22 protein-coding genes and 1 other RNA gene are annotated in these 23,767 nt (G+C 49.0%); 13 read left to right on the plus strand and 10 right to left on the minus strand.

The window, feature by feature from the left end; translation table 11 throughout:
* Positions 1–41: 41 nt before the first annotated feature.
* From aroD to ydiK, 7 genes are all read right to left on the minus strand, one after another.
* The gene (gene aroD / locus ATB02_RS03830) at positions 42–800 is read right to left on the minus strand and encodes a type I 3-dehydroquinate dehydratase (protein WP_000860201.1); all 759 of its coding nucleotides are present in this window, start codon (positions 798–800) and stop codon (positions 42–44) included.
* Between the two features lie 30 nt (positions 801–830).
* Positions 831–1,697: a quinate/shikimate dehydrogenase gene (gene ydiB / locus ATB02_RS03835; protein WP_000383469.1), complete on the minus strand. Its 867-nt coding sequence runs from the start codon at positions 1,695–1,697 to the stop codon at positions 831–833.
* A gap of 11 nt (positions 1,698–1,708) precedes the next feature.
* A complete protein-coding gene (locus tag ATB02_RS03840) occupies positions 1,709–2,974 on the minus strand; it encodes an MFS transporter (protein ID WP_032184339.1) in 1,266 nt (421 codons plus the stop codon).
* A 226-nt stretch (positions 2,975–3,200) separates the two neighbouring features.
* On the minus strand, positions 3,201–4,415 hold the full coding sequence (locus ATB02_RS03845) for an MFS transporter (RefSeq protein WP_105271101.1): 1,215 nt from the start codon (positions 4,413–4,415) through the stop codon (positions 3,201–3,203).
* Between the two features lie 99 nt (positions 4,416–4,514).
* On the minus strand, positions 4,515–4,871 hold the full coding sequence (locus tag ATB02_RS03850; protein ID WP_088541852.1) for a YdiL family protein: 357 nt from the start codon (positions 4,869–4,871) through the stop codon (positions 4,515–4,517).
* Positions 4,872–5,007: 136 nt separating this feature from the next.
* Positions 5,008–5,115, minus strand: an RNA gene (gene rprA, locus ATB02_RS03855) — antisense sRNA RprA.
* Between the two features lie 185 nt (positions 5,116–5,300).
* Positions 5,301–6,413 carry an AI-2E family transporter YdiK gene (ydiK, locus tag ATB02_RS03860; protein ID WP_000248647.1) on the minus strand — a complete coding sequence of 371 codons (1,113 nt, stop codon included), beginning with the start codon at positions 6,411–6,413 and terminating at the stop codon, positions 5,301–5,303.
* Between the two features lie 387 nt (positions 6,414–6,800).
* Here ydiK and ydiJ point away from each other — a divergent pair, with 387 nt between their 5' ends.
* The 10 genes from ydiJ to ldtE all read left to right on the plus strand — a co-directional run bounded on the left by ydiJ (position 6,801) and on the right by ldtE (position 17,766).
* Positions 6,801–9,857, plus strand: coding sequence for a D-2-hydroxyglutarate dehydrogenase YdiJ (gene ydiJ / locus ATB02_RS03865; RefSeq protein ID WP_105271102.1), 3,057 nt, complete (start codon positions 6,801–6,803; stop codon positions 9,855–9,857).
* The gene (menI, locus tag ATB02_RS03870) at positions 9,854–10,264 is read left to right on the plus strand and encodes a 1,4-dihydroxy-2-naphthoyl-CoA hydrolase (RefSeq protein WP_032184335.1); all 411 of its coding nucleotides are present in this window, start codon (positions 9,854–9,856) and stop codon (positions 10,262–10,264) included. Before ydiJ ends, menI begins: the two co-directional genes overlap by 4 nt.
* A gap of 99 nt (positions 10,265–10,363) precedes the next feature.
* Complete coding sequence (locus ATB02_RS03875) at positions 10,364–10,552, plus strand: YdiH family protein (RefSeq protein WP_001296104.1); 189 nt, start codon at positions 10,364–10,366, stop codon at positions 10,550–10,552.
* A 548-nt stretch (positions 10,553–11,100) separates the two neighbouring features.
* A complete protein-coding gene (sufA, locus tag ATB02_RS03880) occupies positions 11,101–11,469 on the plus strand; it encodes a Fe-S cluster assembly scaffold SufA (RefSeq protein WP_000367171.1) in 369 nt (122 codons plus the stop codon).
* Between the two features lie 8 nt (positions 11,470–11,477).
* Positions 11,478–12,965, plus strand: a complete 1,488-nt coding sequence (gene sufB, locus ATB02_RS03885; protein ID WP_105271103.1) for a Fe-S cluster assembly protein SufB — start codon at positions 11,478–11,480, stop codon at positions 12,963–12,965.
* 9 nt (positions 12,966–12,974) lie between these two features.
* The gene (sufC, locus tag ATB02_RS03890) at positions 12,975–13,721 is read left to right on the plus strand and encodes a Fe-S cluster assembly ATPase SufC (protein ID WP_000948872.1); all 747 of its coding nucleotides are present in this window, start codon (positions 12,975–12,977) and stop codon (positions 13,719–13,721) included.
* Positions 13,696–14,967 (plus strand): Fe-S cluster assembly protein SufD, encoded by a 1,272-nt coding sequence (sufD, locus tag ATB02_RS03895; protein ID WP_105271104.1) that lies wholly within the window; start codon positions 13,696–13,698, stop codon positions 14,965–14,967. Before sufC ends, sufD begins: the two co-directional genes overlap by 26 nt.
* The gene (gene sufS, locus ATB02_RS03900; RefSeq protein WP_105271105.1) at positions 14,964–16,184 is read left to right on the plus strand and encodes a cysteine desulfurase SufS; all 1,221 of its coding nucleotides are present in this window, start codon (positions 14,964–14,966) and stop codon (positions 16,182–16,184) included. The genes sufD and sufS overlap by 4 nt, the downstream gene beginning before the upstream one ends.
* 12 nt (positions 16,185–16,196) lie before the next feature.
* The gene (gene sufE, locus ATB02_RS03905) at positions 16,197–16,613 is read left to right on the plus strand and encodes a cysteine desulfuration protein SufE (protein WP_001196530.1); all 417 of its coding nucleotides are present in this window, start codon (positions 16,197–16,199) and stop codon (positions 16,611–16,613) included.
* A 148-nt stretch (positions 16,614–16,761) separates the two neighbouring features.
* Positions 16,762–17,766 (plus strand): L,D-transpeptidase LdtE, encoded by a 1,005-nt coding sequence (gene ldtE / locus ATB02_RS03910; protein WP_032184332.1) that lies wholly within the window; start codon positions 16,762–16,764, stop codon positions 17,764–17,766.
* Between the two features lie 63 nt (positions 17,767–17,829).
* On the opposite strand, the gene lpp is transcribed toward ldtE, so the two are convergent.
* From lpp to ynhH, 3 genes are all read right to left on the minus strand, one after another.
* The gene (gene lpp, locus ATB02_RS03915; protein ID WP_000648420.1) at positions 17,830–18,066 is read right to left on the minus strand and encodes a murein lipoprotein Lpp; all 237 of its coding nucleotides are present in this window, start codon (positions 18,064–18,066) and stop codon (positions 17,830–17,832) included.
* Positions 18,067–18,376: 310 nt separating this feature from the next.
* Positions 18,377–19,789 carry a pyruvate kinase PykF gene (gene pykF / locus ATB02_RS03920; RefSeq protein WP_000751442.1) on the minus strand — a complete coding sequence of 471 codons (1,413 nt, stop codon included), beginning with the start codon at positions 19,787–19,789 and terminating at the stop codon, positions 18,377–18,379.
* Between the two features lie 7 nt (positions 19,790–19,796).
* Positions 19,797–19,991, minus strand: a complete 195-nt coding sequence (gene ynhH / locus ATB02_RS26870; RefSeq protein ID WP_240806354.1) for a protein YnhH — start codon at positions 19,989–19,991, stop codon at positions 19,797–19,799.
* A 354-nt stretch (positions 19,992–20,345) separates the two neighbouring features.
* Between ynhH and fumD the strand changes: the two genes are divergently transcribed.
* The 3 genes from fumD (at position 20,346) to ATB02_RS03935 (ending at position 23,760) form a co-directional block, all read left to right on the plus strand.
* Positions 20,346–20,555: a fumarate hydratase FumD gene (gene fumD / locus ATB02_RS03925; protein ID WP_000528342.1), complete on the plus strand. Its 210-nt coding sequence runs from the start codon at positions 20,346–20,348 to the stop codon at positions 20,553–20,555.
* A gap of 455 nt (positions 20,556–21,010) precedes the next feature.
* The gene (locus ATB02_RS03930) at positions 21,011–21,637 is read left to right on the plus strand and encodes a ferredoxin-like protein (RefSeq protein WP_001070227.1); all 627 of its coding nucleotides are present in this window, start codon (positions 21,011–21,013) and stop codon (positions 21,635–21,637) included.
* 20 nt (positions 21,638–21,657) lie between these two features.
* Positions 21,658–23,760 carry an aldehyde ferredoxin oxidoreductase gene (locus ATB02_RS03935; protein WP_105271106.1) on the plus strand — a complete coding sequence of 701 codons (2,103 nt, stop codon included), beginning with the start codon at positions 21,658–21,660 and terminating at the stop codon, positions 23,758–23,760.
* Positions 23,761–23,767 lie beyond the last annotated feature (7 nt).

Genomic DNA, 23,767 nt, shown 5'->3' on the forward strand with positions numbered 1-23,767 from the left:
TAGTTCGGCGGGGGAGGGTATTCCCGCCGAAATATTATTGCTTATGCCTGATGTAAAATAGTTAATACCGTGCGCAAATCATTTACCGAGATTTGCCCTGGCGCAGAGGCTTTTTTTACCGCACCAAAAGTTGCCGCCGACCCAAATACTTCACCAGCCAGACGAGAAATTACGCCAGTTTTTGCCATCGACATCGTGATGATTGGACGATCGGCATACTGCTCCTGCATCTCCAGGGTCGCGGCAAGCAACGTCAGCACATCGCTGGTACTTTGCGGCATCAGCGCAATCTTAGGAATATCGGCGTCGAAGGACTGCATTTTACGCAGACGGGCAATGATTTCTTCGGCTTCCGGCGTTTTATGGAAGTCATGGTTGGACATGACAACTTTCACATCATGCGCGTGGGCGTAGGCGACGGTTTCTTTAACTTGATCATCACCGGTAAATAACTCCAGATCGATCATATCAACCAGGCCGCTGTCGATGGCTGCACGATTGAGTGCAATATAAGCCTCGGTGGAAATCGCCTGCTCGCCGCCTTCTTTGGCACTGCGGAAGGTAAACAGCAGCGGTTTTTCTGGCATGGTTTCACGGAGAATTTTTGCCGCTGCCATGACAGACTCCACATTGGAGAGGTCGGCATAGTGGTCAACACGCCATTCCAGAATATCAAAGTCCGCTTCACGATAGGCGAGAGCTTCGGATTTCACGCTGGCGATATCTTTCGCCATCAGCGAGACGATGATTTTAGGTGCGCCCGTACCAATGACGAGATCTTTTACAGTTACGGTTTTCATTTTTTACCCTTTCTGCACGCGGTCAGCCTGTCAGGCACCGAACCCCATGACCTGTTTAACATATTCCAGAGGGAAATCTTTGCCAGTCCATAACGTGAACTGTTCAGCCCCTTGCCACAACAACATGCCGTATCCATCAATCGTTTTGCAACCAGCTTGTTGCGCCTGCTGCAATAACTTCGTCATATGCGGGTTATACACGCATTCAGTGACCAGAAGTCCCGGATGTAACAGACTGATATCATTAACCAATGATTCATTCTCAAGGGGTTTCATACCCACTTTTGTGCCATTGGTTAAAATGTCGGCGGAAGCCAGGGCTTCAGCAAAGGCTTGCTGATCGGCGAGATCGGTAACCGTGACGACACAATCGGTGTTTTCGTTAACCCGCTGCGCGAAGGCGAGGGCTTTATCGAAGAACTCATCCCGACGGTTAAAGAGTTTAATTTCTTTTAAACCTTCAATTGCCCCCTGCGCGCCAATCGCCGTTGAGGCACCACCGGCCCCTAACAGCACCATCGTTTTGCCTTTGATATCAAAACCGCTCTCTTTAATGGCGCGAATATGCCCCGTGCCGTCGGTGTTATAGCCACGCAGATAGCCATCATCATTAACGATGGTGTTGATGGCCCCCACCAGTTTGGCAGCTGGTGTTAATTCATCAACATATTCACACGCCAGTTGTTTGTTCGGCATTGATACACCAGTTCCGCGCATTTTTAGAGCTTTTAATCCTTCAATTGCTCCGGGAAAGCTATCGTTATCCACTTCAAAGGCCATATAGGTAAATGGCAATCCCGCTTTTTCTAAGGCTTTATTCTGCATTTCAGGCGATAAACTGTGGCGGATGGGATAGGCCATCAGCCCAATCAATTCGTATTTTGCGGTAACATCCATAATTAACTCCTTTAACCTCTATGCTTAATTGTGTTTAACCGGGTGCTAAATTTACGCTCGCCAAACCGCACATCATTTTCAGGAATAATGAAAACGCGGTAATAGCGGATAAAGACAATAATTGCGGTAATCAGGGCCAGCAGCGCGAAAGTAAAATCGAGAACAATGATATATTGCAGGCCGATGTTCGACAGATAACCGGTAATCAGCGGAATAACAAAGTTAGCCAGTCCACCCATCATCATATAAATACTGGTGACTTTGGCTTTGCTTTTGGGAAAAAACTCTGACATGACCGAAACGCCGAGCTGTAAAATGCCGCCAGCCGCTGAGAAACCGATAACAAAGGCTCCGGCATTACACACCAGTGGAGAAGGGTACAGGTAGATAATGGCAGCTGTTATTGTTGCCAGTGCAGAGTTAAATACATTAGCCCAGATGGGCCGGACCATTTTTTTCAGCAGTGCGGCAAAAATAAAGACACAGACCAGCGAACCCATACTGTAATAAGAGATGGTTTTTAATGCCTCAGCTTCTGACATACCAGCAAAAGCCATCGCATATTTGGGCATCCACACCACAATCACATAAAAGGTCGAGAATGCGGCTACACCGAACAGTACCGATGACACACCTTCCAGCCAGACTAACGGTTTGCTGTTCATTTGCGGTAATTCATTAGCTACGCTGGCGTCCACCAACTGGCTGGGGAATTTGCTTTTTAACAGCATCAGCGTGATCAGTACAAACAGAATACCCGGAATAATCAGCCCATAGCCGTACCAGATATTATTGAGCAACATATAGCTCACCAGCATTGGGTAGAACATTTGCCCGAATGACACCATCGCTTTAACCAGTATGACCGCCGAACCAGAGGCTTTCGGAAAGCATTCCATGAGCGCAGGATAGCCCCCCGTATCCAGCGCTGAGTTAGCGATACCTACGCACACTGCCAGACAGTAGGCGAGAGTTAAATTCGGGCAAGCGGGAATACCAAAGAAGAATAGCAGATACATTATTACTGCCATTAATATCACCGCCCGACGACCAAACTTATCGGAGATCACACCGAAGAATAAAATACTGATCAATCGGCCCAAACCGATACCGGAAATTAAATAGGCAATGCCCGCGTTGTCAGTGGAAAACTTTTCTGCCAGAGATGACATATTTTGGGCAAGCGTAATAACACTAATGCCGTGCAGGAAATAGCTGAAGTAAATACAAAGAACAGCCAGGATAAATGGCGTGCTGAAAGCCTTATTTTGAGACATTTTCACAGCTCCTTGCTGAAAGATAATTTCGTTACCGTACGTATTGTTCTCCGACGGTTTACATAATTACTATACTGAAGATGATTTTCCCTGGGTACATGGCATAAAGTTTATGTTTCCAGGAATATTGCATGTCATAGTTTGTTTTTGATCGCGATTTTCCTTAGTTGGCGCAGAAAGAGTTATTTATCCGTAAGATCTTGCATGACCTGAAAAGAATATTGCATTACCCACCCGGAGCGACATTTTCCTTTAGCGAGTGATGCCACGTTTCTTTGCGGCTGCGTAAGCCGATAAACAGTGCCAGTAAAAAGCCGATGGCAGCGATGGCGGTATCGAACCACATAATATCGGCAATACTTCTTTGGGACAGATGAGCCGTAATCAACGGAATAGTAAAGGTCGCAATACTGCCCGCACTGTAATAGATCCCTGTAGCTTTACCTTTAGCGTAGGGGAAACGTTCAGCCATTAATGTCAGGCCAATTTGCACAACACCTCCAGCAGAGGTAAAACCAATGACAAAAGCAAATATTATCACCACATAAAATGTGGGATGCAGACAGACGGTAAACAGAGCAATAAATGAGATAAAGGTGTACAGCATCAGTAATGTTGTTGGGCGAACGGTATTACGAATGAGTGGAGCGGTAATAAATACACAAAGCAGCGAACCCACGGTGTAGATACTGAGTAGTTTGATCGACATAGTGTATGACATGCCTGCAACAAATTGTCCGTACTGTGCCAGCCACTGGCTAACCAGATAAAAGGTTGCCATTGAGATATAGCCATATAAGGTATAACTGGCTAAATCGATAATTGAACAGCGATGTTCCGTAGAGTTGGTGGCTTTCTCTATGACAGGTAAGCGACGACCCGGATGGGGTGGGAACGTACAACGGTATAAAAACAGAGCATTAATAAACATAATGCCTGCGGCAATCATAAAGGACCAGCCGAACCACAGTTCAGCCCACACTAACAGGCTGATGATTAGCGGTAATAAAAATTGCCCGCTGGAAACAAATGCTTTAATTAAAATATTAGCTGTACCCGGTGAACGTGGAAAAGCTTCCATCAAACTGGGATAGGTGCCTGCATCGAGAAAACTGTTTGCCATTCCCGCCAGAAAGCCCAAACCATAAGCGATAATGATGTTATTGGTGTGCAGGATGCCAAAAAAGAAGGCCATATAGCAGCACATCCCGAGCATGATAAAAGGGCGGCGACCAAAGCGATCGGATAATAATCCTGCAAAAAGCAAGACACTTAATCGACCAATGCCCAGCGATGAGATAACTATCGAGACGCCCGCGGCATTAGTCTGCCAAAGCGTCTCCAGCGAGGCCATATTCAGGCTCATCAAAATGACGCCCATACCATGCACCAGGTAATTAAAATACAACCCAAGTGCGGTAGGGTAATAGGGATTTTTCATAGGTTCTACTTAGCAAAGGTGCTTTAAAAAGTGTAGCGATGTTGTGTCAGTATCCGTTCATTATTGTTGTAACAACGACAATTCCTTTTTGTGGAGAAATTAACAAAGCCGCTCCAGATCGTGTGCATATAATTCAGCGGCTACCGATTGATAGATCTTCCAGTCAATAAAATTGCCATCAGGGTAGACACGTTGAAACGCGGTTAAGTCAGGGAAAAAACGCATGGTGTTGTTGCCGATGCGGTTATTTATTTTCTCTATGATGGCATGAAGATGTTTTTTTCGTTGCTGTCGCATAGCCAACAGTTGCTCGACCACACGATCAGGAATGGCGCATTTGCCATTTTCCCACTGATGCCAGCTTTCACTGTCAGCGGTCTGGGCAATCCAGGTCGCGCATTCATCAATAGTCATGGCAAAAATATGGCGAAGAGCCTGGAGTTCATAAGCGTTCATCGTGTAATGGCTGCATGAAATAAACAATAAAATATAAATAACATTATCAGCCTGCCGACGGCTTGAAGAGAGTCACAGTATCTTGTGCAACATTATTGGAAAGAGTGAGGGGGCGAGGTAGCGAAGAAGAAAAATGTTAAAAAAAAGCCCATCGTGGGAGATGGGCAAAGACTACACACAGCAATTCGTTGTTTCACTCAGGGGATTTCCATGCTTATAAATCAATATGTTGATTTATAACCGTGAGCTAATAGTAGGCATACGGACTTTTTGCGTCGATCAGATTCGTCTCATTAGTTTAAAAACTGTAAAGAATTTGCGACAGGTACTACCAGCTGAATGGCGGTAAGCAGGAAAATATGGGGAAGAGCAAGCAAATATCAATTAGCGGTGGTTAACAATCAGGCGGCAGAACCGCCTGATGAGAAATTACTTATTCGGTTTCTCGATTTCGCCAAGTTCTTCGAGAACTTCTTCCGGTTGGTCAGTCGGCGGTGGGACTTCTTCCACCCACGCGGCAAACAGACGCCAGGAAACGGCTAACAGAACCGGACCAATAAACAGGCCGATCATCCCGAAAGCAATCAAACCACCAATAACGCCAGAGAGGATCAGGATCAGCGGTAAATCGGCACCCATGCGAATTAACATTGGGCGGATGACGTTATCCAGCGTGCCAACCACACCACTCCATACCAGTAATACCGTGCCCCAGGTGGTATCGCCGGTCCAGTAAAGCCAGATGATCGCCGGAATCAGCACCGGCAGCGGGCCAAGTTGGACAAGGCAGGAGAGGATCATTAACACCGTGAGCAACGTTGCATAAGGTACGCCGGATACCGCGAGGCCGATACCGCCAAGCACTGCCTGTACTAACGCTGTCACCACAACACCCAGCGCCACTGCGCGGATAGCTTGTGCCGCTAGCAGCACGGCGGCATCTCCACGAACGCCTGCCAGACGGGTAGCAAAATGGCGAATGCCTTGCGCCACTTGTTCACCGCGCCAGTACAGCAGGGCGCTGAAGAGAAGCATCAGCGCACAATGCACCATAAAGCGCCCGATATGCGCCGCCTGCCCAACGAACCAGGTGGTGGTGGTGCCAATATAAGGACGGACTTTGGCCATGATCGCCGTGCCTCCCATATCCAGCAAGTTGTGCCAGCCTGCATACAGCTTCGTGCCAATCACCGGTATGGTATTAAGCCATGCCAGATCGGGTAACGTCATGTCACCGCTGGAAATGGCTTTAATCAGTGGACCGCTGCCATCGACAATACTGTTAACCAACAAGGCAATAGGGATGATAAACACCATCACTAATAACAGCGTCATCACCAGAACGGCGAGAGAGCGGCGGCCAAACATGATCTTTTGCAAACGTAACAATACCGGCCAGGTAGCGATAACCACCGTACCGGCCCATGCGAAGCCGAGAATAAAGGGTTGAACAATCCACAGACATGCCACAATCATGATGGCTAAAAACAGCACCGAAAGCAGAATTTGTGCGACATCCCTGGGCTGACGAACATTTACCATAACTACTTTTCACCTTTTTTGTGCGTCAAATCGTCGACGCGACGTGAACACGCGAAACTCACCTGCATAATGATGAGCAATTTCAGCGGTTTTTAACAGGCCGATTCTGCCCTTAATTCTGATGGGCGTGTTAGAAAAAAATGTGGTACAACAACTCAGGCAACACGCAAACGATTTACTCGTCGTATTTCAAATTGCATGTGCTGCGGCTACGTTCGTTCACCCCAGTCACTTACTTTGTAAGCTCCTGGAGTTCACTCGCTTGCCGCCTTCCTGCAACTCGAAATCCATAGAGTAAACAAACATCACCTTTCAGTGCGCTATTGCAGCCGCCTGAAAGAATAGTGTATCGACCTACATCACAGACCGCAGGAAAGGGTCAATATAATGATTCCACAGATTTCCCAGGCACCCGGCGTCGTTCAACTGGTGCTTAATTTTTTGCAAGAGCTGGAGCAACAGGGTTTTACCGGCGATACGGCGACAAGTTATGCCGATCGTCTGACAATGTCGACCGACAACAGTATTTACCAACTTCTCCCCGATGCGGTGGTATTTCCGCGTTCAACCGCAGATGTGGCGCTGATCGCCCGTCTTGCCGCGCAGGAACGCTATTCATCGCTGATCTTTACCCCCCGCGGCGGCGGCACCGGCACTAACGGTCAGGCGCTCAACCAGGGGATTATTGTTGATATGTCCCGCCATATGAACCGCATCATCGAAATTAACCCTGAAGAGGGCTGGGTGCGCGTTGAGGCCGGGGTGATAAAAGATCAACTCAATCAGTACCTGAAACCGTTCGGCTACTTTTTTGCGCCGGAACTTTCGACCAGCAACCGGGCAACGCTCGGTGGGATGATCAATACCGATGCATCCGGTCAGGGATCGCTGGTCTATGGCAAAACGTCAGATCACGTACTTGGCGTACGCGCGGTGTTGTTGGGGGGCGATATTCTCGATACGCAACCTTTACCCGTCGAACTGGCAGAAACGCTGGGTAAAACCAATACCGCAATCGGGCGTATCTACAACACTGTTTATCAACGTTGCCGTCAGCAACGCCAGTTAATCATCGACAACTTCCCCAAACTTAACCGCTTTCTTACCGGTTACGATCTGCGTCATGTCTTTAACGATGAGATGACCGAGTTCGACCTGACGCGCATTCTGACGGGTTCAGAAGGGACGCTGGCCTTTATTACCGAAGCGCGGCTGGATATTACGCCCTTGCCTAAAGTGCGCCGTCTGGTGAACGTCAAATATGACTCTTTTGACTCCGCGCTGCGTAACGCGCCGTTTATGGTTGAGGCGCGGGCGCTTTCGGTAGAGACGGTGGACTCAAAAGTGCTGAATTTGGCGCGGGAAGATATCGTCTGGCATTCCGTCAGTGAGCTGATTACCGATGTACCTGACAAACAGATGCTCGGGCTAAACATTGTTGAATTTGCCGGAGACGATGAAGCACTTATCGATCAGCAGGTGAATGCGCTCTGTGCGCGGCTGGATGAACTTATCGCCAGCCAGCAAGCAGGTGTGATCGGCTGGCAGGTGTGCCGTGAGCTGGCTGGCGTTGAACGTATCTATGCAATGCGCAAAAAAGCCGTTGGCCTGCTTGGCAATGCTAAAGGTGCCGCCAAGCCAATTCCATTTGCTGAAGATACCTGCGTACCGCCGGAACATCTGGCGGATTATATTGCTGAATTCCGCGCACTGCTCGACAGCCACGGCTTAAGCTACGGTATGTTCGGTCATGTCGACGCAGGCGTCTTACACGTCCGTCCGGCACTGGATATGTGCGATCCACAACAAGAGATTTTGATGAAGCAAATCTCTGATGACGTGGTGGCGCTGACTGCGAAATACGGTGGTTTGTTGTGGGGCGAGCACGGCAAAGGTTTTCGCGCTGAATACAGCCCGGCGTTTTTCGGTGAGGAACTTTTTGCAGAACTGCGCAAAGTGAAAGCGGCATTTGACCCGCATAATCGACTCAACCCAGGGAAGATTTGCCCGCCAGAAGGTCTCGATGCGCCGATGATGAAAGTGGACGCGGTGAAGCGCGGTACATTCGACCGGCAGATCCCCATTGCGGTACGCCAGCAGTGGCGCGGTGCGATGGAGTGTAACGGCAACGGTTTATGCTTCAACTTTGATGCCCGTAGTCCGATGTGTCCGTCGATGAAGATCACCCAGAACCGAATTCATTCACCGAAAGGGCGCGCAACGCTGGTGCGTGAATGGTTACGTTTGCTGGCGGATCGTGGTGTTGACCCACTAAAACTGGAGCAAGAGCTACCAGCGTCTGGCGTCAGCTTACGCACGTTAATTGCCCGCACGCGCAATAGCTGGCATGCGAATAAAGGCGAATATGATTTCTCGCACGAAGTGAAAGAGGCGATGTCGGGCTGCCTGGCCTGTAAAGCGTGTTCGACTCAGTGTCCGATCAAAATTGACGTCCCGGAGTTTCGCTCTCGTTTCCTGCAACTCTATCATACGCGTTATCTACGCCCATTGCGCGACCATCTGGTGGCAACGGTCGAAAGCTACGCACCGCTAATGGCGCGTGCGCCAAAGACTTTTAACTTCTTCATTAACCAGCCGCTGGTGCGCAAACTCTCGGAAAAACACATCGGTATGGTCGACTTGCCACTGCTTTCAGTGCCCTCGTTGCAACAACAAATGGTGGGTCATCGCTCGGCAAACATGACGCTGGAACAGCTTGAAGCTCTCAATGCAGAGCAGAAAGCGCGCACGGTGTTGGTGGTGCAGGACCCCTTTACCAGCTATTACGATGCGCAAGTGGTGGCGGATTTTGTCCGTCTGGTCGAAAAATTAGGTTTCCAGCCCGTGTTACTGCCATTTTCGCCAAATGGCAAAGCCCAGCATATCAAAGGCTTTCTTAATCGCTTTGCGAAGACGGCGAAAAAGACGGCGGATTTCCTCAACCGTATGGCGAAGCTGGGGATGCCAATGGTGGGCGTCGATCCAGCGCTGGTACTTTGTTATCGCGATGAATATAAACTGGCGCTGGGCGAGGAACGTGGCGAGTTTAACGTCTTACTGGCGAATGAATGGCTGGCAAGCATACTTGAGTCACAGCCAGTGGCTACAGTCAGCGGTGAATCATGGTATTTCTTTGGTCACTGTACCGAAGTTACCGCCTTGCCGGGCGCTCCAGCACAATGGGCGGCAATATTTGCCCGTTTTGGCGCGAAACTGGAAAATGTCAGCGTGGGTTGCTGCGGCATGGCAGGGACTTACGGACATGAAGCGAAAAATCATAAAAACTCGCTCGGGATCTATGAGTTATCCTGGCATCAGGCGATGCAGCGACTGCCGCGTAACCGCTGTCTGGCGACCGGATATTCCTGTCGCAGCCAGGTAAAACGGGTTGAAGGCACGGGGGTACGCCATCCTGTGCAGGCTTTACTGGAGATTATTAAATGATATGGAAACGAAAAATCACCCTGGAAGCACTGAATGCAATGGGTGAAGGAAACATGGTGGGGTTGCTGGATATTCGCTTTGAACATATTGGTGATGACACCCTTGAAGCGACAATGCCAGTAGACTCGCGGACAAAGCAGCCTTTCGGGTTGCTGCATGGTGGGGCATCCGTGGTATTGGCCGAAAGTATCGGTTCCGTTGCCGGTTATTTATGTACCGAAGGTGAGCAAAAGGTGGTTGGTCTGGAAATCAATGCTAATCATGTTCGCTCGGCACGAGAAGGGCGGGTACGCGGCGTATGTAAACCGTTGCATCTCGGTTCACGTCATCAGGTTTGGCAGATAGAAATCCTCGATGAGAAAGGGCGTTTGTGCTGTTCGTCACGATTGACGACAGCCATTTTGTGACGTTGTCACCAGAAAAATGTGACGCATATTGCTTTTGGTCATTATCTGCACAGTAAACGGTGGTATACTGTGCAGGTCTTGTCTAAAAGCGAGGATGCTATGTCTACTCAACTTGATCCCACCCAGCTGGCCATTGAATTTTTACGCCGTGACCAGAGCAATCTTTCACCTGCCCAATATCTCAAACGTCTGAAACAACTAGAACTTGAATTTGCTGACCTGCTTACTCTCTCTTCTGCTGAATTAAAAGAAGAAATCTACTTTGCCTGGCGTTTGGGCGTGCATTGATCCTGACGTAATGCCGCGAGTTCGCCAAATCGGCCTGGATTAATCTTCGTCCAGGTTCGAGGGACTTCTTAATACTGCTTATCTACCCGCCTGATAACGTTCAAAAATAATACAAATCGCAGTTTGTGCTAAAACAGCGGCTTAGCTTTATGAGACTATTCTTATCGCCCCTTCAAGAGCTAAGCCACTGTGAGTGCCGGAGATAAGCGCCGGATGGGGTAGAAACCCTTAAGCCTGTGATGCACAGACTTAAGGGTTTTCTTATTTCTGAACGCTGCACTTTTTTACCTATCTCTTAAATAGTCATTTTCAATACAACTTTTTCTTTTTCATCACAGCCTTAATGCTCCTTAGATAATAATCATTATCTAACAATGAGATACCTAATTCTTAGCGTGCCTGTTAACCCACACATCAGGGTCTATGCTTATTAAAAGCAGGAAAAAAGCATGTTTTACGGTAAAGCCCCTGCGTTTGCCGGGTTGAACTGATAATCATTATCACTAACATGCTGTTATACGCTGAAAGCGATGAAGTGAGGTAAATCGATGGACATGCATTCAGGAACCTTTAATCCACAGGATTTCGCCTGGCAGGGCTTAACGCTGACACCTGCTGCCGCGGTCCACATCCGTGAGCTGGTGGCAAAGCAGCCGGGTATGGTCGGCGTGCGCTTAGGCGTGAAGCAAACGGGCTGCGCGGGCTTTGGCTATGTGCTCGACAGTGTTAGCGAGCCAGACAAAGACGATCTGCTGTTTGAACATGACGGCGCGAAGCTGTTTGTCCCGCTGCAAGCGATGCCGTTTATTGATGGCACGGAAGTCGATTTCGTTCGTGAAGGACTTAATCAGATATTCAAATTTCACAACCCGAAAGCTCAGAATGAATGTGGCTGTGGCGAAAGCTTTGGGGTATAGGCGGTACTATGTCTCGTAATACTGAAGCAACTGACGATGTCAAAACCTGGACCGGCGGCCCGCTGAATTATAAAGAAGGATTCTTCACCCAGTTAGTCACCGATGAGCTGGCAAAGGGGATAAACGAAGAGGTGGTGCGCGCAATTTCGGCGAAGCGTAATGAGCCGGAGTGGATGCTGGAGTTTCGTCTCAACGCCTATCGCGCATGGCTGGAGATGGAAGAACCGCACTGGTTGAAAGCGCACTACGACAAGCTGAATTATCAGGATTACAGCTACTACTCAGCACCATCGTGCGGTAATTGTGACGACAACTGCGCGTCTGAACCCGGCGCGGTGCAGCAAACTGGCGCGAACGCCTTTTTAAGTAAAGAGGTGGAGGCGGCGTTTGAGCAGTTGGGCGTTCCCGTGCGGGAAGGCAAAGAAGTGGCAGTGGATGCCATTTTCGACTCTGTTTCGGTTGCCACCACTTATCGCGAAAAACTGGCGGAGCAGGGAATTATTTTCTGTTCCTTTGGCGAGGCGATCCACGATCACCCGGAACTGGTGCGTAAATATCTCGGCACCGTGGTGCCGGGGAATGACAACTTCTTTGCCGCGCTTAATGCGGCGGTGGCCTCTGACGGTACGTTTATTTATGTGCCTAAAGGCGTGTGCTGCCCGATGGAACTTTCCACCTATTTTCGTATTAACGCGGAAAAAACCGGGCAGTTTGAGCGCACCATTCTGGTGGCCGACGAAGACAGCTACGTCAGCTACATTGAAGGCTGTTCCGCTCCGGTGCGTGACAGCTATCAGTTACACGCGGCGGTGGTGGAAGTCATCATCCATAAAAACGCCGAGGTGAAATATTCCACGGTACAAAACTGGTTCCCTGGCGATAACAACACCGGCGGTATTCTCAACTTCGTCACCAAGCGTGCTTTGTGCGAAGGCGAAAACAGCAAAATGTCATGGACGCAATCAGAAACCGGGTCAGCGATTACGTGGAAATATCCCAGTTGCATTTTGCGCGGCGATAACTCCATCGGTGAGTTTTACTCAGTGGCACTGACCAGCGGTCATCAGCAGGCGGATACCGGCACCAAGATGATCCATATTGGTAAAAACACCAAATCGACCATCATCTCTAAAGGGATCTCAGCCGGACACAGCCAGAACAGTTATCGCGGCTTAGTGAAAATCATGCCGACGGCAACCAATGCACGTAACTTCACCCAGTGCGACTCAATGCTGATAGGCGCTAATTGTGGGGCGCATACTTTCCCGTATGTCGAATGTCGCAATAACAGCGCGCAACTGGAGCACGAGGCAACGACATCACGTATTGGTGAAGATCAACTGTTTTACTGCCTGCAACGCGGGATCAGCGAAGAAGACGCCATCTCGATGATTGTTAACGGTTTCTGCAAAGACGTGTTCTCAGAACTGCCGCTGGAATTTGCCGTTGAAGCACAAAAACTCCTCGCCATCAGTCTTGAACACAGCGTCGGATAAGGAATAAACATGTTAAGTATTAAAGATTTACACGTCAGCGTGGAAGATAAAGCTATCCTGCGTGGGTTAAGCCTCGACGTTCGTCCCGGCGAAGTTCACGCCATTATGGGGCCAAACGGTTCTGGCAAAAGTACCTTATCGGCAACGCTTGCTGGGCGAGAAGATTATGAGGTGACGGGCGGCACGGTTGAGTTCAAAGGCAAAGATTTGCTTGCGCTGTCGCCGGAAGATCGTGCAGGTGAAGGCATCTTTATGGCCTTCCAGTATCCGGTGGAAATTCCCGGCGTCAGTAACCAGTTTTTCCTGCAAACGGCACTTAATGCGGTGCGCAGCTATCGCGGCCAGGAAACGCTCGACCGCTTTGATTTTCAGGATTTGATGGAAGAGAAAATCGCTCTCCTGAAGATGCCGGAGGATTTATTAACCCGTTCGGTAAATGTTGGTTTTTCCGGCGGCGAGAAAAAGCGCAACGATATTTTGCAAATGGCGGTGCTGGAACCGGAGTTATGCATTCTTGATGAGTCGGACTCCGGGCTGGATATTGACGCATTAAAAGTGGTTGCCGATGGCGTGAACTCGCTGCGTGACGGCAAGCGTTCATTCATCATTGTTACGCACTACCAACGCATTCTCGACTACATCAAGCCTGATTATGTCCATGTGCTGTATCAGGGACGAATTGTGAAATCCGGCGATTTCACATTGGTCAAACAACTGGAGGAGCAGGGTTATGGCTGGCTTACCGAACAGCAGTAACGCGCTGCAACAGTGGCATCACTTGTTTGAAGCTGAGGGTGCAAAACGCTCCCCGCAAGCACAGCAGCATTTACAGCAATTGCTGCGTACCGGACTGCCGACACGCAAACATGAGCACTGGAAATATACGCCGCTGGAAGGGCTGACCAATAGCCAGTTTGTCAGCATTGCGGGAGAGATATCCCCACAGCAGCGAGATGCCTTAGCGTTAACGTTAGACGCTGTGCGGCTGGTGTTTGTCGATGGACGTTACGTGCCCGCGCTGAGCGATGCAACTGAAGGCAGCGGATATGAAGTGAGCATTAACGACGACCGTCAGGGGTTACCCGACGCTATTCAGGCGGAGGTGTTTCTGCATTTGACGGAAAGCCTGGCGCAAAGCGTGACGCATATCGCCGTGAAGCGCGGTCAACGACCGGCAAAGCCATTGCTGTTAATGCATATTACCCAGGGCGTGGCAGGTGAAGAGGTGAACACTGCCCATTACCGACATCATCTGGATCTGGCGGAAGGTGCCGAAGCGACGGTGATCGAACATTTTGTCAGCCTTAATGATGCTCGTCATTTCACCGGAGCGCGCTTTACCATCAATGTCGCAGCGAACGCCCACTTGCAGCATATCAAGCTGGCGTTTGAAAACCCGGTCAGTCACCACTTTGCCCATAACGATTTGTTGCTGGCTGACGATGCTACCGCATTTAGCCACAGTTTCCTGCTGGGTGGCGCAGTATTACGACACAACACCAGTACGCAACTCAATGGCGAAAACAGCACGCTGCGGATCAATAGTCTGGTGATGCCGGTGAAAAACGAGGTGTGTGATACCCGTACCTGGCTGGAACACAATAAAGGTTTTTGTAACAGCCGACAGTTGCACAAAACTATCGTCAGCGACAAAGGCCGCGCGGTATTTAACGGTTTGATCAACGTCGCGCAGCACGCCATCAAAACGGATGGTCAGATGACCAACAATAATTTGCTGATGGGAAAACTGGCGGAAGTGGATACGAAACCGCAGCTGGAAATCTATGCAGATGATGTGAAATGCAGCCACGGTGCGACGGTGGGGCGTATTGATGATGAACAGATGTTCTATCTGCGCTCGCGCGGGATCAATCGGCAAGATGCCCAGCAGATGATCATTTACGCCTTTGCTGCCGAACTGACGGAAGCACTGCGTGATGAGGGGCTTAAACAGCAGTTGCTGGCCCGAATCGGTCAACGGCTGCCAGGAGGTGCAAGATGACTTTTTCCGTCGACAAAGTGCGGGCCGACTTTCCGGTGCTTTCTCGTGAGGTAAACGGTTTGCCGCTGGCTTATCTCGACAGCGCCGCCAGTGCGCAGAAACCAAGCCAGGTGATTGACGCCGAGGCCGAGTTTTATCGTCATGGCTACGCGGCGGTGCATCGCGGTATTCATACCTTAAGCGCCCAGGCGACCGAGAAAATGGAGAACGTGCGCAAGCGGGCATCGTTGTTTATCAACGCCCGTTCGGCGGAAGAGCTGGTGTTCGTCCGCGGCACGACGGAAGGGATCAATCTGGTCGCCAATAGCTGGGGCAACAGCAACGTGCGAGCGGGCGATAACATCATCATCAGCCAGATGGAGCACCACGCCAACATTGTTCCCTGGCAAATGCTTTGCGCGCGAGTGGGTGCAGAGCTGCGTGTGATTCCTCTCAACCCCGACGGTACGTTGCAGCGGGAGACACTGCCTAATCTGTTCGATGAGAAAACTCGCCTGCTGGCAATTACCCATGTTTCCAACGTGCTGGGAACGGAAAATCCGCTGGCAGAGATGATCACGCTTGCGCATCAGTATGGTGCAAAAGTGCTGGTGGATGGCGCTCAGGCGGTGATGCATCATCCGGTGGACGTTCAGGCGCTGGATTGCGATTTTTACGTGTTCTCCGGGCATAAACTGTATGGCCCCACTGGAATTGGCATTCTTTATGTCAAAGAAGCCTTGTTGCAGGAGATGCCGCCGTGGGAAGGGGGCGGTTCTATGATCGCCACCGTCAGCCTGAGTGAAGGGACTACCTGGACCAAAGCACCATGGCGGTTTGAAGCCGGCACACCCAATACCGGAGGCATCATTGGTCTTGGCGCGGCGCTGGAGTATGTGTCGGCGCTGGGGCTTAATAATATAGCCGAGTATGAACAGAATCTGATGCACTACGCGCTATCACAGCTGGAGTCTGTACCGGATCTCACTCTCTATGGTCCACAGAACAGGCTTGGCGTTATTGCCTTTAATCTTGGTAAACACCACGCCTATGATGTTGGCAGTTTTCTCGATAATTACGGCATTGCTGTGCGTACCGGACATCACTGCGCTATGCCATTAATGGCCTATTACAACGTTCCTGCCATGTGTCGGGCGTCGCTGGCTATGTATAACACCCATGAAGAAGTGGATCGTCTGGTGACCGGCCTGCAACGTATTCACCGTCTGCTGGGATAACAGGGAGGCACTATGGCTTTATTGCCGGATAAAGAAAAATTGCTGCGTAATTTTTTACGCTGCGCCAACTGGGAAGAGAAATATCTCTACATTATTGAGCTGGGCCAGCGTCTGCCAGAATTACGCGACGAAGACCGAAGCCCACAAAATAGCATTCAGGGCTGCCAGAGTCAGGTGTGGATTGTCATGCGCCAGAATGCGCAGGGAATTATTGAATTGCAGGGCGACAGCGATGCGGCGATTGTGAAAGGGCTTATTGCGGTCGTCTTTATACTCTACGATCAGATGACGCCGCAGGATATTGTCAATTTCGATGTGCGTCCGTGGTTTGAAAAAATGGCGCTCACCCAACATCTCACCCCATCTCGTTCACAAGGTCTGGAAGCGATGATTCGCGCAATTCGCGCCAAAGCCGCTGCACTTAGCTAAACTAAAGGGACAGCTTTCATCCGGTTGGCTCACATTGCCGGATGGTCAATGTTTACACTGACCTGCACAGGAGTGTTTTGGTTTCAGGTGAACATAAGCACCATCCGACGTTTCAGCGTGAGTCTCCGGCAAATACAGGAGGTTTACAATGAAACGCGCGTCTTTGCTTACACTCACGCTTATCGGCGCTTTTAGCGCCATTCAGGCTGCCTGGGCGGTTGATTATCCGCTACCACCAACCGGAAGCCGACTGGTTGGGCAAAATCAAACGTATACGGTGCAAGAAGGGGATAAAAACCTTCAGGCCATCGCCCGACGTTTTGATACTGCGGCAATGTTGATACTTGAAGCCAATAACACTATCGCTCCGGTGCCAAAACCCGGTACGACGATAACGATTCCTTCGCAACTGTTATTGCCTGATGCGCCGCGTCAGGGGATTATCGTTAACCTTGCAGAGCTGCGCCTTTATTATTATCCGCCGGGAGAAAATATCGTGCAGGTCTATCCGATAGGTATTGGTTTGCAGGGGCTGGAAACGCCAGTGATGGAAACGCGTGTGGGGCAGAAAATCCCTAACCCAACCTGGACGCCTACGGCGGGCATTCGTCAGCGTTCGCTGGAGCGTGGCATTAAATTACCGCCCGTCGTTCCTGCCGGGCCAAATAACCCGCTAGGACGTTACGCACTGCGCCTCGCGCATGGTAATGGCGAATACCTCATTCATGGCACCAGTGCGCCGGACAGCGTCGGTTTGCGCGTCAGTTCAGGGTGTATTCGCATGAATGCACCGGATATTAAAGCCTTGTTCTCCAGCGTGCGGACGGGAACGCCGGTGAAAGTGATCAACGAACCGGTGAAATATTCTGTGGAGCCTAACGGGATGCGTTATGTGGAAGTGCATCGACCACTATCAGCAGAAGAACAGCAGAACGTTCAGACAATGCCTTACACACTGCCAGCAGGCTTCACGCAATTTAAAGATAATAAGGCTGTAGACCAGAAGTTAGTCGATAAAGCGTTGTATCGTCGGGCAGGGTATCCAGTTGCCGTGAGCACTGGCACAACGCCTGTAGCCAGCAATGCGCCTTCAGTAGAGTCAGCGCAGAATGGTGAACCAGAACAAGGGAATATGTTACGCGCGACGCAGTAGCGGTAAATGGCAGGCAAAAAAAATGGCGCACAATGTGCGCCATTTTTCACTTCACAGGTACTATTACTTGCGGTATTTAGTAGCCATGTTGTCCAGACGCTGGTTAGCACGAGCTGCGTCATCTTTAGCAGCCTGAACGTCGGAACGCATTGCGTTCACGTCGTTGCTCAGCTGGTCAACTTTAGCGTTCAGAGTCTGAACGTCAGAAGACAGCTGATCGATTTTAGCGTTGCTGGAGCAACCTGCCAGCAGAGTAGAACCCAGGATTACCGCGCCCAGTACCAGTTTAGTAGCTTTCATTATTAATACCCTCTAGATTGAGTTAATCTCCATGTAGCGTTACAAGTATTACACAAAGTTTTTTATGTTGAGAATATTTTTTTGATGGGAAGGCACTTATTTTTGATCGTTCGCTCAAAGAAGCATCGAACGCTGGGTTTTAGATAAAAAAATTGAGAGAAAACAGGATGCTTCCATCGGATTCATCTTAGATAAAGTGGGATTATATAGTGAAATCCGATTTGATTTTTTATTGCTTCTGGTTATCGATTAAATAAAAAAAGCGCCCATCAGGGCGCTTCGATATACAAATTAATTCACAAAAGCAATATTACAGGACGTGAACAGATGCGGTGTTAGTAGTGCCGCTCGGTACCAGTGCACCAGAAACCATAACTACGACGTCACCTTTGTGTGCCAGACCGCTCTGCAGAGCCAGTTCTTTACCCAGACGGTAGAAATCATCAGTAGAAGTGATTTCTTTAACCAGCTGCGGCACAACGCCTTTGCTCAGTACCAACTGATGAGCCGTTTTTTCGTTGGTGGTCAGTGCCAGGATGGTGGCATCCGGGAAGTATTTACGTACTGCACGAGCAGATTTACCGCCCTGGGTAGCAACCACGATCAGCGGAGCATCCAGTTTTTCAGCAGTTTCAACCGCGCCACGGCATACTGCTTCGGTAATGCGCAGTTTACGGTTGTCATTGTTGAACTCGAGACGGCTGTTCATCACGCGGTCGGTACGTTCGCAGATGGTCGCCATGATAGAAACCGCTTCCAGCGGGTATTTACCTTTTGCGGATTCACCAGACAGCATCACTGCGTCAGTACCGTCGAGGATGGCGTTTGCAACGTCACCGGCTTCTGCGCGAGTCGGGCGTGGGTTTTTGATCATGGAATCCAGCATCTGGGTCGCAGTGATAACGACTTTACGTGCACGGATACATTTTTCGATCATCATCTTCTGGGCGAAGATAACTTCTTCTACCGGGATTTCTACACCCAGGTCGCCACGCGCAACCATGATGCCGTCAGAGGCTTCGAGGATTTCGTCGAAGTTGTTGAGGCCTTCCTGGTTTTCGATTTTGGAGATGATTTGGATGTTTTCGCCGCCGTGCGCTTTCAGGTGCTCACGGATTTCGATAACGTCAGAACGCTTACGAATAAAGGAAGCAGCAACAAAGTCTACGCCTTGTTCGCAACCAAAGATCAGGTCCTGTTTGTCTTTTTCAGCCAGTGCTGGCAGGGCAATGGAAACGCCTGGCAGGTTCACACCTTTGTTTTCGCCCAGGTCGCCGTTGTTCAGCACTTTACAGATAACTTTGTTACCTTCAATGGCGGTAACTTCCATACCGATCAGACCATCGTCAACCAGTACGGTGTTGCCAACAGACAGGTCAGTAGTGAAACCTTCATACGTTACCGCAACCATTTCGCTGTTGCCGATAACAGATTTATCAGTGGTGAAAGTAAAGGTCTGACCCGCTTTCAGAGAAACGTCGTTACCGCCTTCCAGTTTCATAGTGCGGATTTCTGGACCTTTGGTATCAAGCAGGATAGCGGCAGTTTTACCGGTTTTGCTCATCACGTTGCGCAGATTCTGAATGCGCTGACCGTGTTCTGCATAGTCACCATGAGAGAAGTTCAGACGCATAACGTTCATGCCAGCGTCCAGCATTTTAGCTAACATCTCTTCAGATTCGGTTTTCGGTCCGATGGTGCAAACAATTTTGGTCTTTTTCATGACAGTCTTAGTCTTTAAGTTGAGAAGGATGGGAGAAACTTGCTTTCTGGGCGCACTGCCGGAAAGCGAATCCGGTATTACGAAAGTGGTGGTGCCTCGCTCTAAGGATAGGTGACATCGAAAAAGCGTGCAGAGGAATGTGTGCTTGTGTCTCAGCCCAACGTGAGTGCCTGTTTTTGAGTCGTTGAGTTCTACAGTCCAAAGTGCTGAAACCATTCAAGAGTCAATTGGCGCGCATTATACGCTGAAATTAATCCAAAAGGAAAACAAAAACAGCGTTTCAAAAAATATACAACTTGTAAGACAATAAATTGTTATCAAAGATTTAACGTTACAGGGAAAGGGTTACGCAAAAACCTCGTTGTTTGCGCAACGTCTGGTGCCTGGGTTGTCAGTGTGAGGATAAGTGAGAGTTCATCCGGTGCATAAATACATCATCGCTCAATTGCTACAGTGAAAATAATTTATCGCGTTATTTGTCTGATTTTCTTTGGTTTTTGTTTAATTGATTAGATTGATATATGCTGATAGCTGGCATGATAAATAGGTATAAATAATGGGAAATCGGACAAAAGAGGATGAACTGTACCGAGAGATGTGCAGAGTTGTCGGTAAAGTTGTGCTGGAAATGCGCGATCTGGGGCAGGAACCAAAGCATATTGTTATCGCAGGCGTATTACGTACAGCATTAGCCAATAAACGCATTCAGCGCAGTGAGCTGGAAAAGCAGGCGATGGAAACCGTCATTAACGCACTGGTTAAATGACCATTCAGGATGAGGCGGTAAGCTTCATCCTGATATTTTTAGTTCAGTTGCAGTCCAGTTAATCATTCTAAATAACAACTGCTGAAATTATACAAATTTCGGTATGTATTTTAATTTATAGCGCTAATGTTATTTTTATTATCTGTAATGAAAGTCACAAATAATTGTCGCTTAAGTTAAATTTATTTCAAATGATAATAAATATCAGTTCACTTATAATTTCTTGCTTTGTGATTTTAATTGATAACGATCAATGTTAAGAGCTCAGAATAATCACATTATTTTTCCTCCTAACCATAAAGGATTAGTTTATCAGCGTTAAATCTTTTCTCATACACTATCAGGTTAGGGAAAATATCTGGTGTTGGGGACAGAGTCAGCAGCGTATTAGTTGAATGCTTAATATCAGGCTGCTGAATTGTCAGCACTGTGTTTGCGAAGAGGATGCGAAATAAATGAACCCGGTTGATCGTCCACTATTAGATATTGGCTTAACGCGATTAGAATTCTTGCGTATATCAGGAAAAGGCCTTGCTGGTCTGACAATTGCCCCTGCGTTACTGTCACTTTTGGGTTGCAAACAGGAAGATATTGATAGCGGCACAGTAGGGTTGATAAATACACCCAAAGGGGTGCTGGTGACCCAACGTGCGCGATGCACGGGTTGCCACCGCTGTGAAATCTCTTGTACCAACTTCAACGATGGCTCAGTAGGGACATTCTTCTCCCGTATCAAAATCCATCGCAATTATTTCTTTGGCGATAACGGGGTTGGCTCTGGTGGCGGCCTGTATGGCGATCTCAACTATACCGCGGACACCTGCCGTCAATGTAAAGAACCGCAATGCATGAATGTCTGCCCGATTGGTGCGATTACCTGGCAGCAGGAAGAAGGCTGTATTACCGTCGATCATAAACGTTGTATTGGCTGTAGCGCCTGTACTACGGCATGCCCGTGGATGATGGCCACCGTAAATACCGAAAGTAAAAAATCCTCGAAATGTGTGTTATGCGGTGAATGCGCAAACGCCTGCCCAACAGGGGCGTTAAAAATTATCGAGTGGAAAGATATTACTGTGTGAATCTTGCAAAGGAAAAAATCATGGCTAACGGTTGGACAGGTAATATATTAAGAGTCAATCTCACGACAGGAAATATTGCCCTCGAAGATTCCAGTAAGTTTAAAAGTTTTGTCGGTGGTATGGGCTTCGGCTACAAAATTATGTATGACGAAGTACCGCCAGGCACGAAACCTTTCGATGAAGCGAATAAATTAGTCTTTGCTACCGGCCCATTAACTGGATCTGGTGCCCCCTGCAGTTCTCGCGTAAATATCACCTCACTTTCTACTTTTACCAAAGGAAATTTAGTCGTCGATGCCCATATGGGGGGCTTTTTTGCAGCGCAAATGAAATTCGCTGGATACGACGTCATTATTATCGAAGGGAAAGCGAAAGCACCGGTATGGCTGAATATTAAAGATGACAAAGTTAGCCTGGAAAAAGCCGATTTCTTATGGGGAAAAGGGACGCGCGCAACTACGGAAGAGATTTGTCGATTGACCAGCCCTGAAACCTGTGTGGCGGCTATTGGTCAGGCTGGGGAAAACCTTGTTCCTCTCTCTGGCATGTTGAATAGCCGTAACCACAGCGGTGGTGCGGGAACTGGCGCAATAATGGGTTCGAAAAACCTGAAAGCGATTGCGGTTGAAGGGACGAAAGGGGTCAACATTGCCAATCGTCAGGAGATGAAGCGTCTCAACGATTACATGATGACTGAACTTATCGGTGCGAATAACAACCATGTCGTGCCAAGTACGCCGCAATCGTGGGCAGAGTATTCAGATCCCAAATCACGTTGGACAGCACGTAAAGGGCTGTTTTGGGGCGCGGCTGAAGGTGGTCCGATTGAAACGGGGGAAATTCCGCCAGGCAATCAGAACACGGTCGGCTTTCGTACCTATAAATCCGTTTTTGACTTAGGTCCGGCGGCAGAGAAATACACAGTAAAAATGAGCGGCTGCCACTCTTGCCCGATCCGTTGTATGACCCAAATGAATATTCCTCGGGTGAAAGAGTTTGGCGTGCCCAGCACAGGTGGTAACACTTGTGTTGCAAACTTTGTCCATACCACCATCTTCCCGAACGGTCCGAAAGATTTTGAAGATAAAGACGATGGTCGTGTGATTGGTAACCTTGTTGGTTTGAATCTGTTCGATGACTACGGCCTATGGTGTAACTACGGTCAGCTGCATCGCGACTTTACCTATTGTTACAGCAAAGGGGTGTTCAAGCGTGTTCTGCCTGCTGAAGAGTATGCGGAAATTCGCTGGGATCAACTGGAAGCGGGTGACGTTAACTTCATTAAAGATTTTTACTACCGTCTGGCGCATCGTGTGGGTGAGCTGAGTCACCTGGCTGATGGTTCATATGCTATCGCAGAACGCTGGAATTTGGGTGAAGAGTACTGGGGCTACGCGAAAAATAAACTCTGGTCGCCGTTTGGCTATCCAGTTCACCACGCCAATGAAGCGTCAGCGCAGGTCGGCTCCATTGTTAACTGTATGTTCAACCGTGACTGCATGACGCATACCCATATCAACTTCATTGGTTCCGGTTTGCCATTGAAACTGCAACGTGAAGTGGCGAAAGAGCTTTTTGGTTCTGAAGATGCTTACGATGAAACCAAAAACTACACGCCAATCAATGACGCAAAAATTAAATATGCTAAGTGGTCGCTGTTGCGGGTCTGTTTGCATAACGCCGTCACCCTGTGCAACTGGGTCTGGCCAATGACCGTTTCGCCGCTGAAAAGCCGTAATTATCGGGGCGATCTGGCGCTTGAAGCCAAATTCTTCAAAGCGATCACTGGCGAAGATATGACTCAGGAAAAATTAGATTTAGCTGCAGAGCGTATCTTTACGTTGCATCGCGCCTACACGGTAAAACTGATGCAAACCAAAGATATGCGTAATGAACACGATCTTATCTGTTCCTGGGTATTCGACAAGGATCCGCAGATCCCGGTCTTTACTGAAGGTACTGACAAAATGGATCGTGACGATATGCATGCTTCGCTCACGATGTTCTACAAAGAAATGGGCTGGGACCCACAGCTTGGTTGTCCGACCCGCGAAACATTGCAGCGTCTGGGGCTGGAAGATATTGCCGCCGATCTGGCAGCACACAATCTACTGCCTGCGTAAGGAATGG

Source organism: Escherichia sp. MOD1-EC5189, assembly GCF_002966045.1.
Taxonomy (GTDB): Bacteria; Pseudomonadota; Gammaproteobacteria; order Enterobacterales; family Enterobacteriaceae; genus Escherichia; species Escherichia coli_F.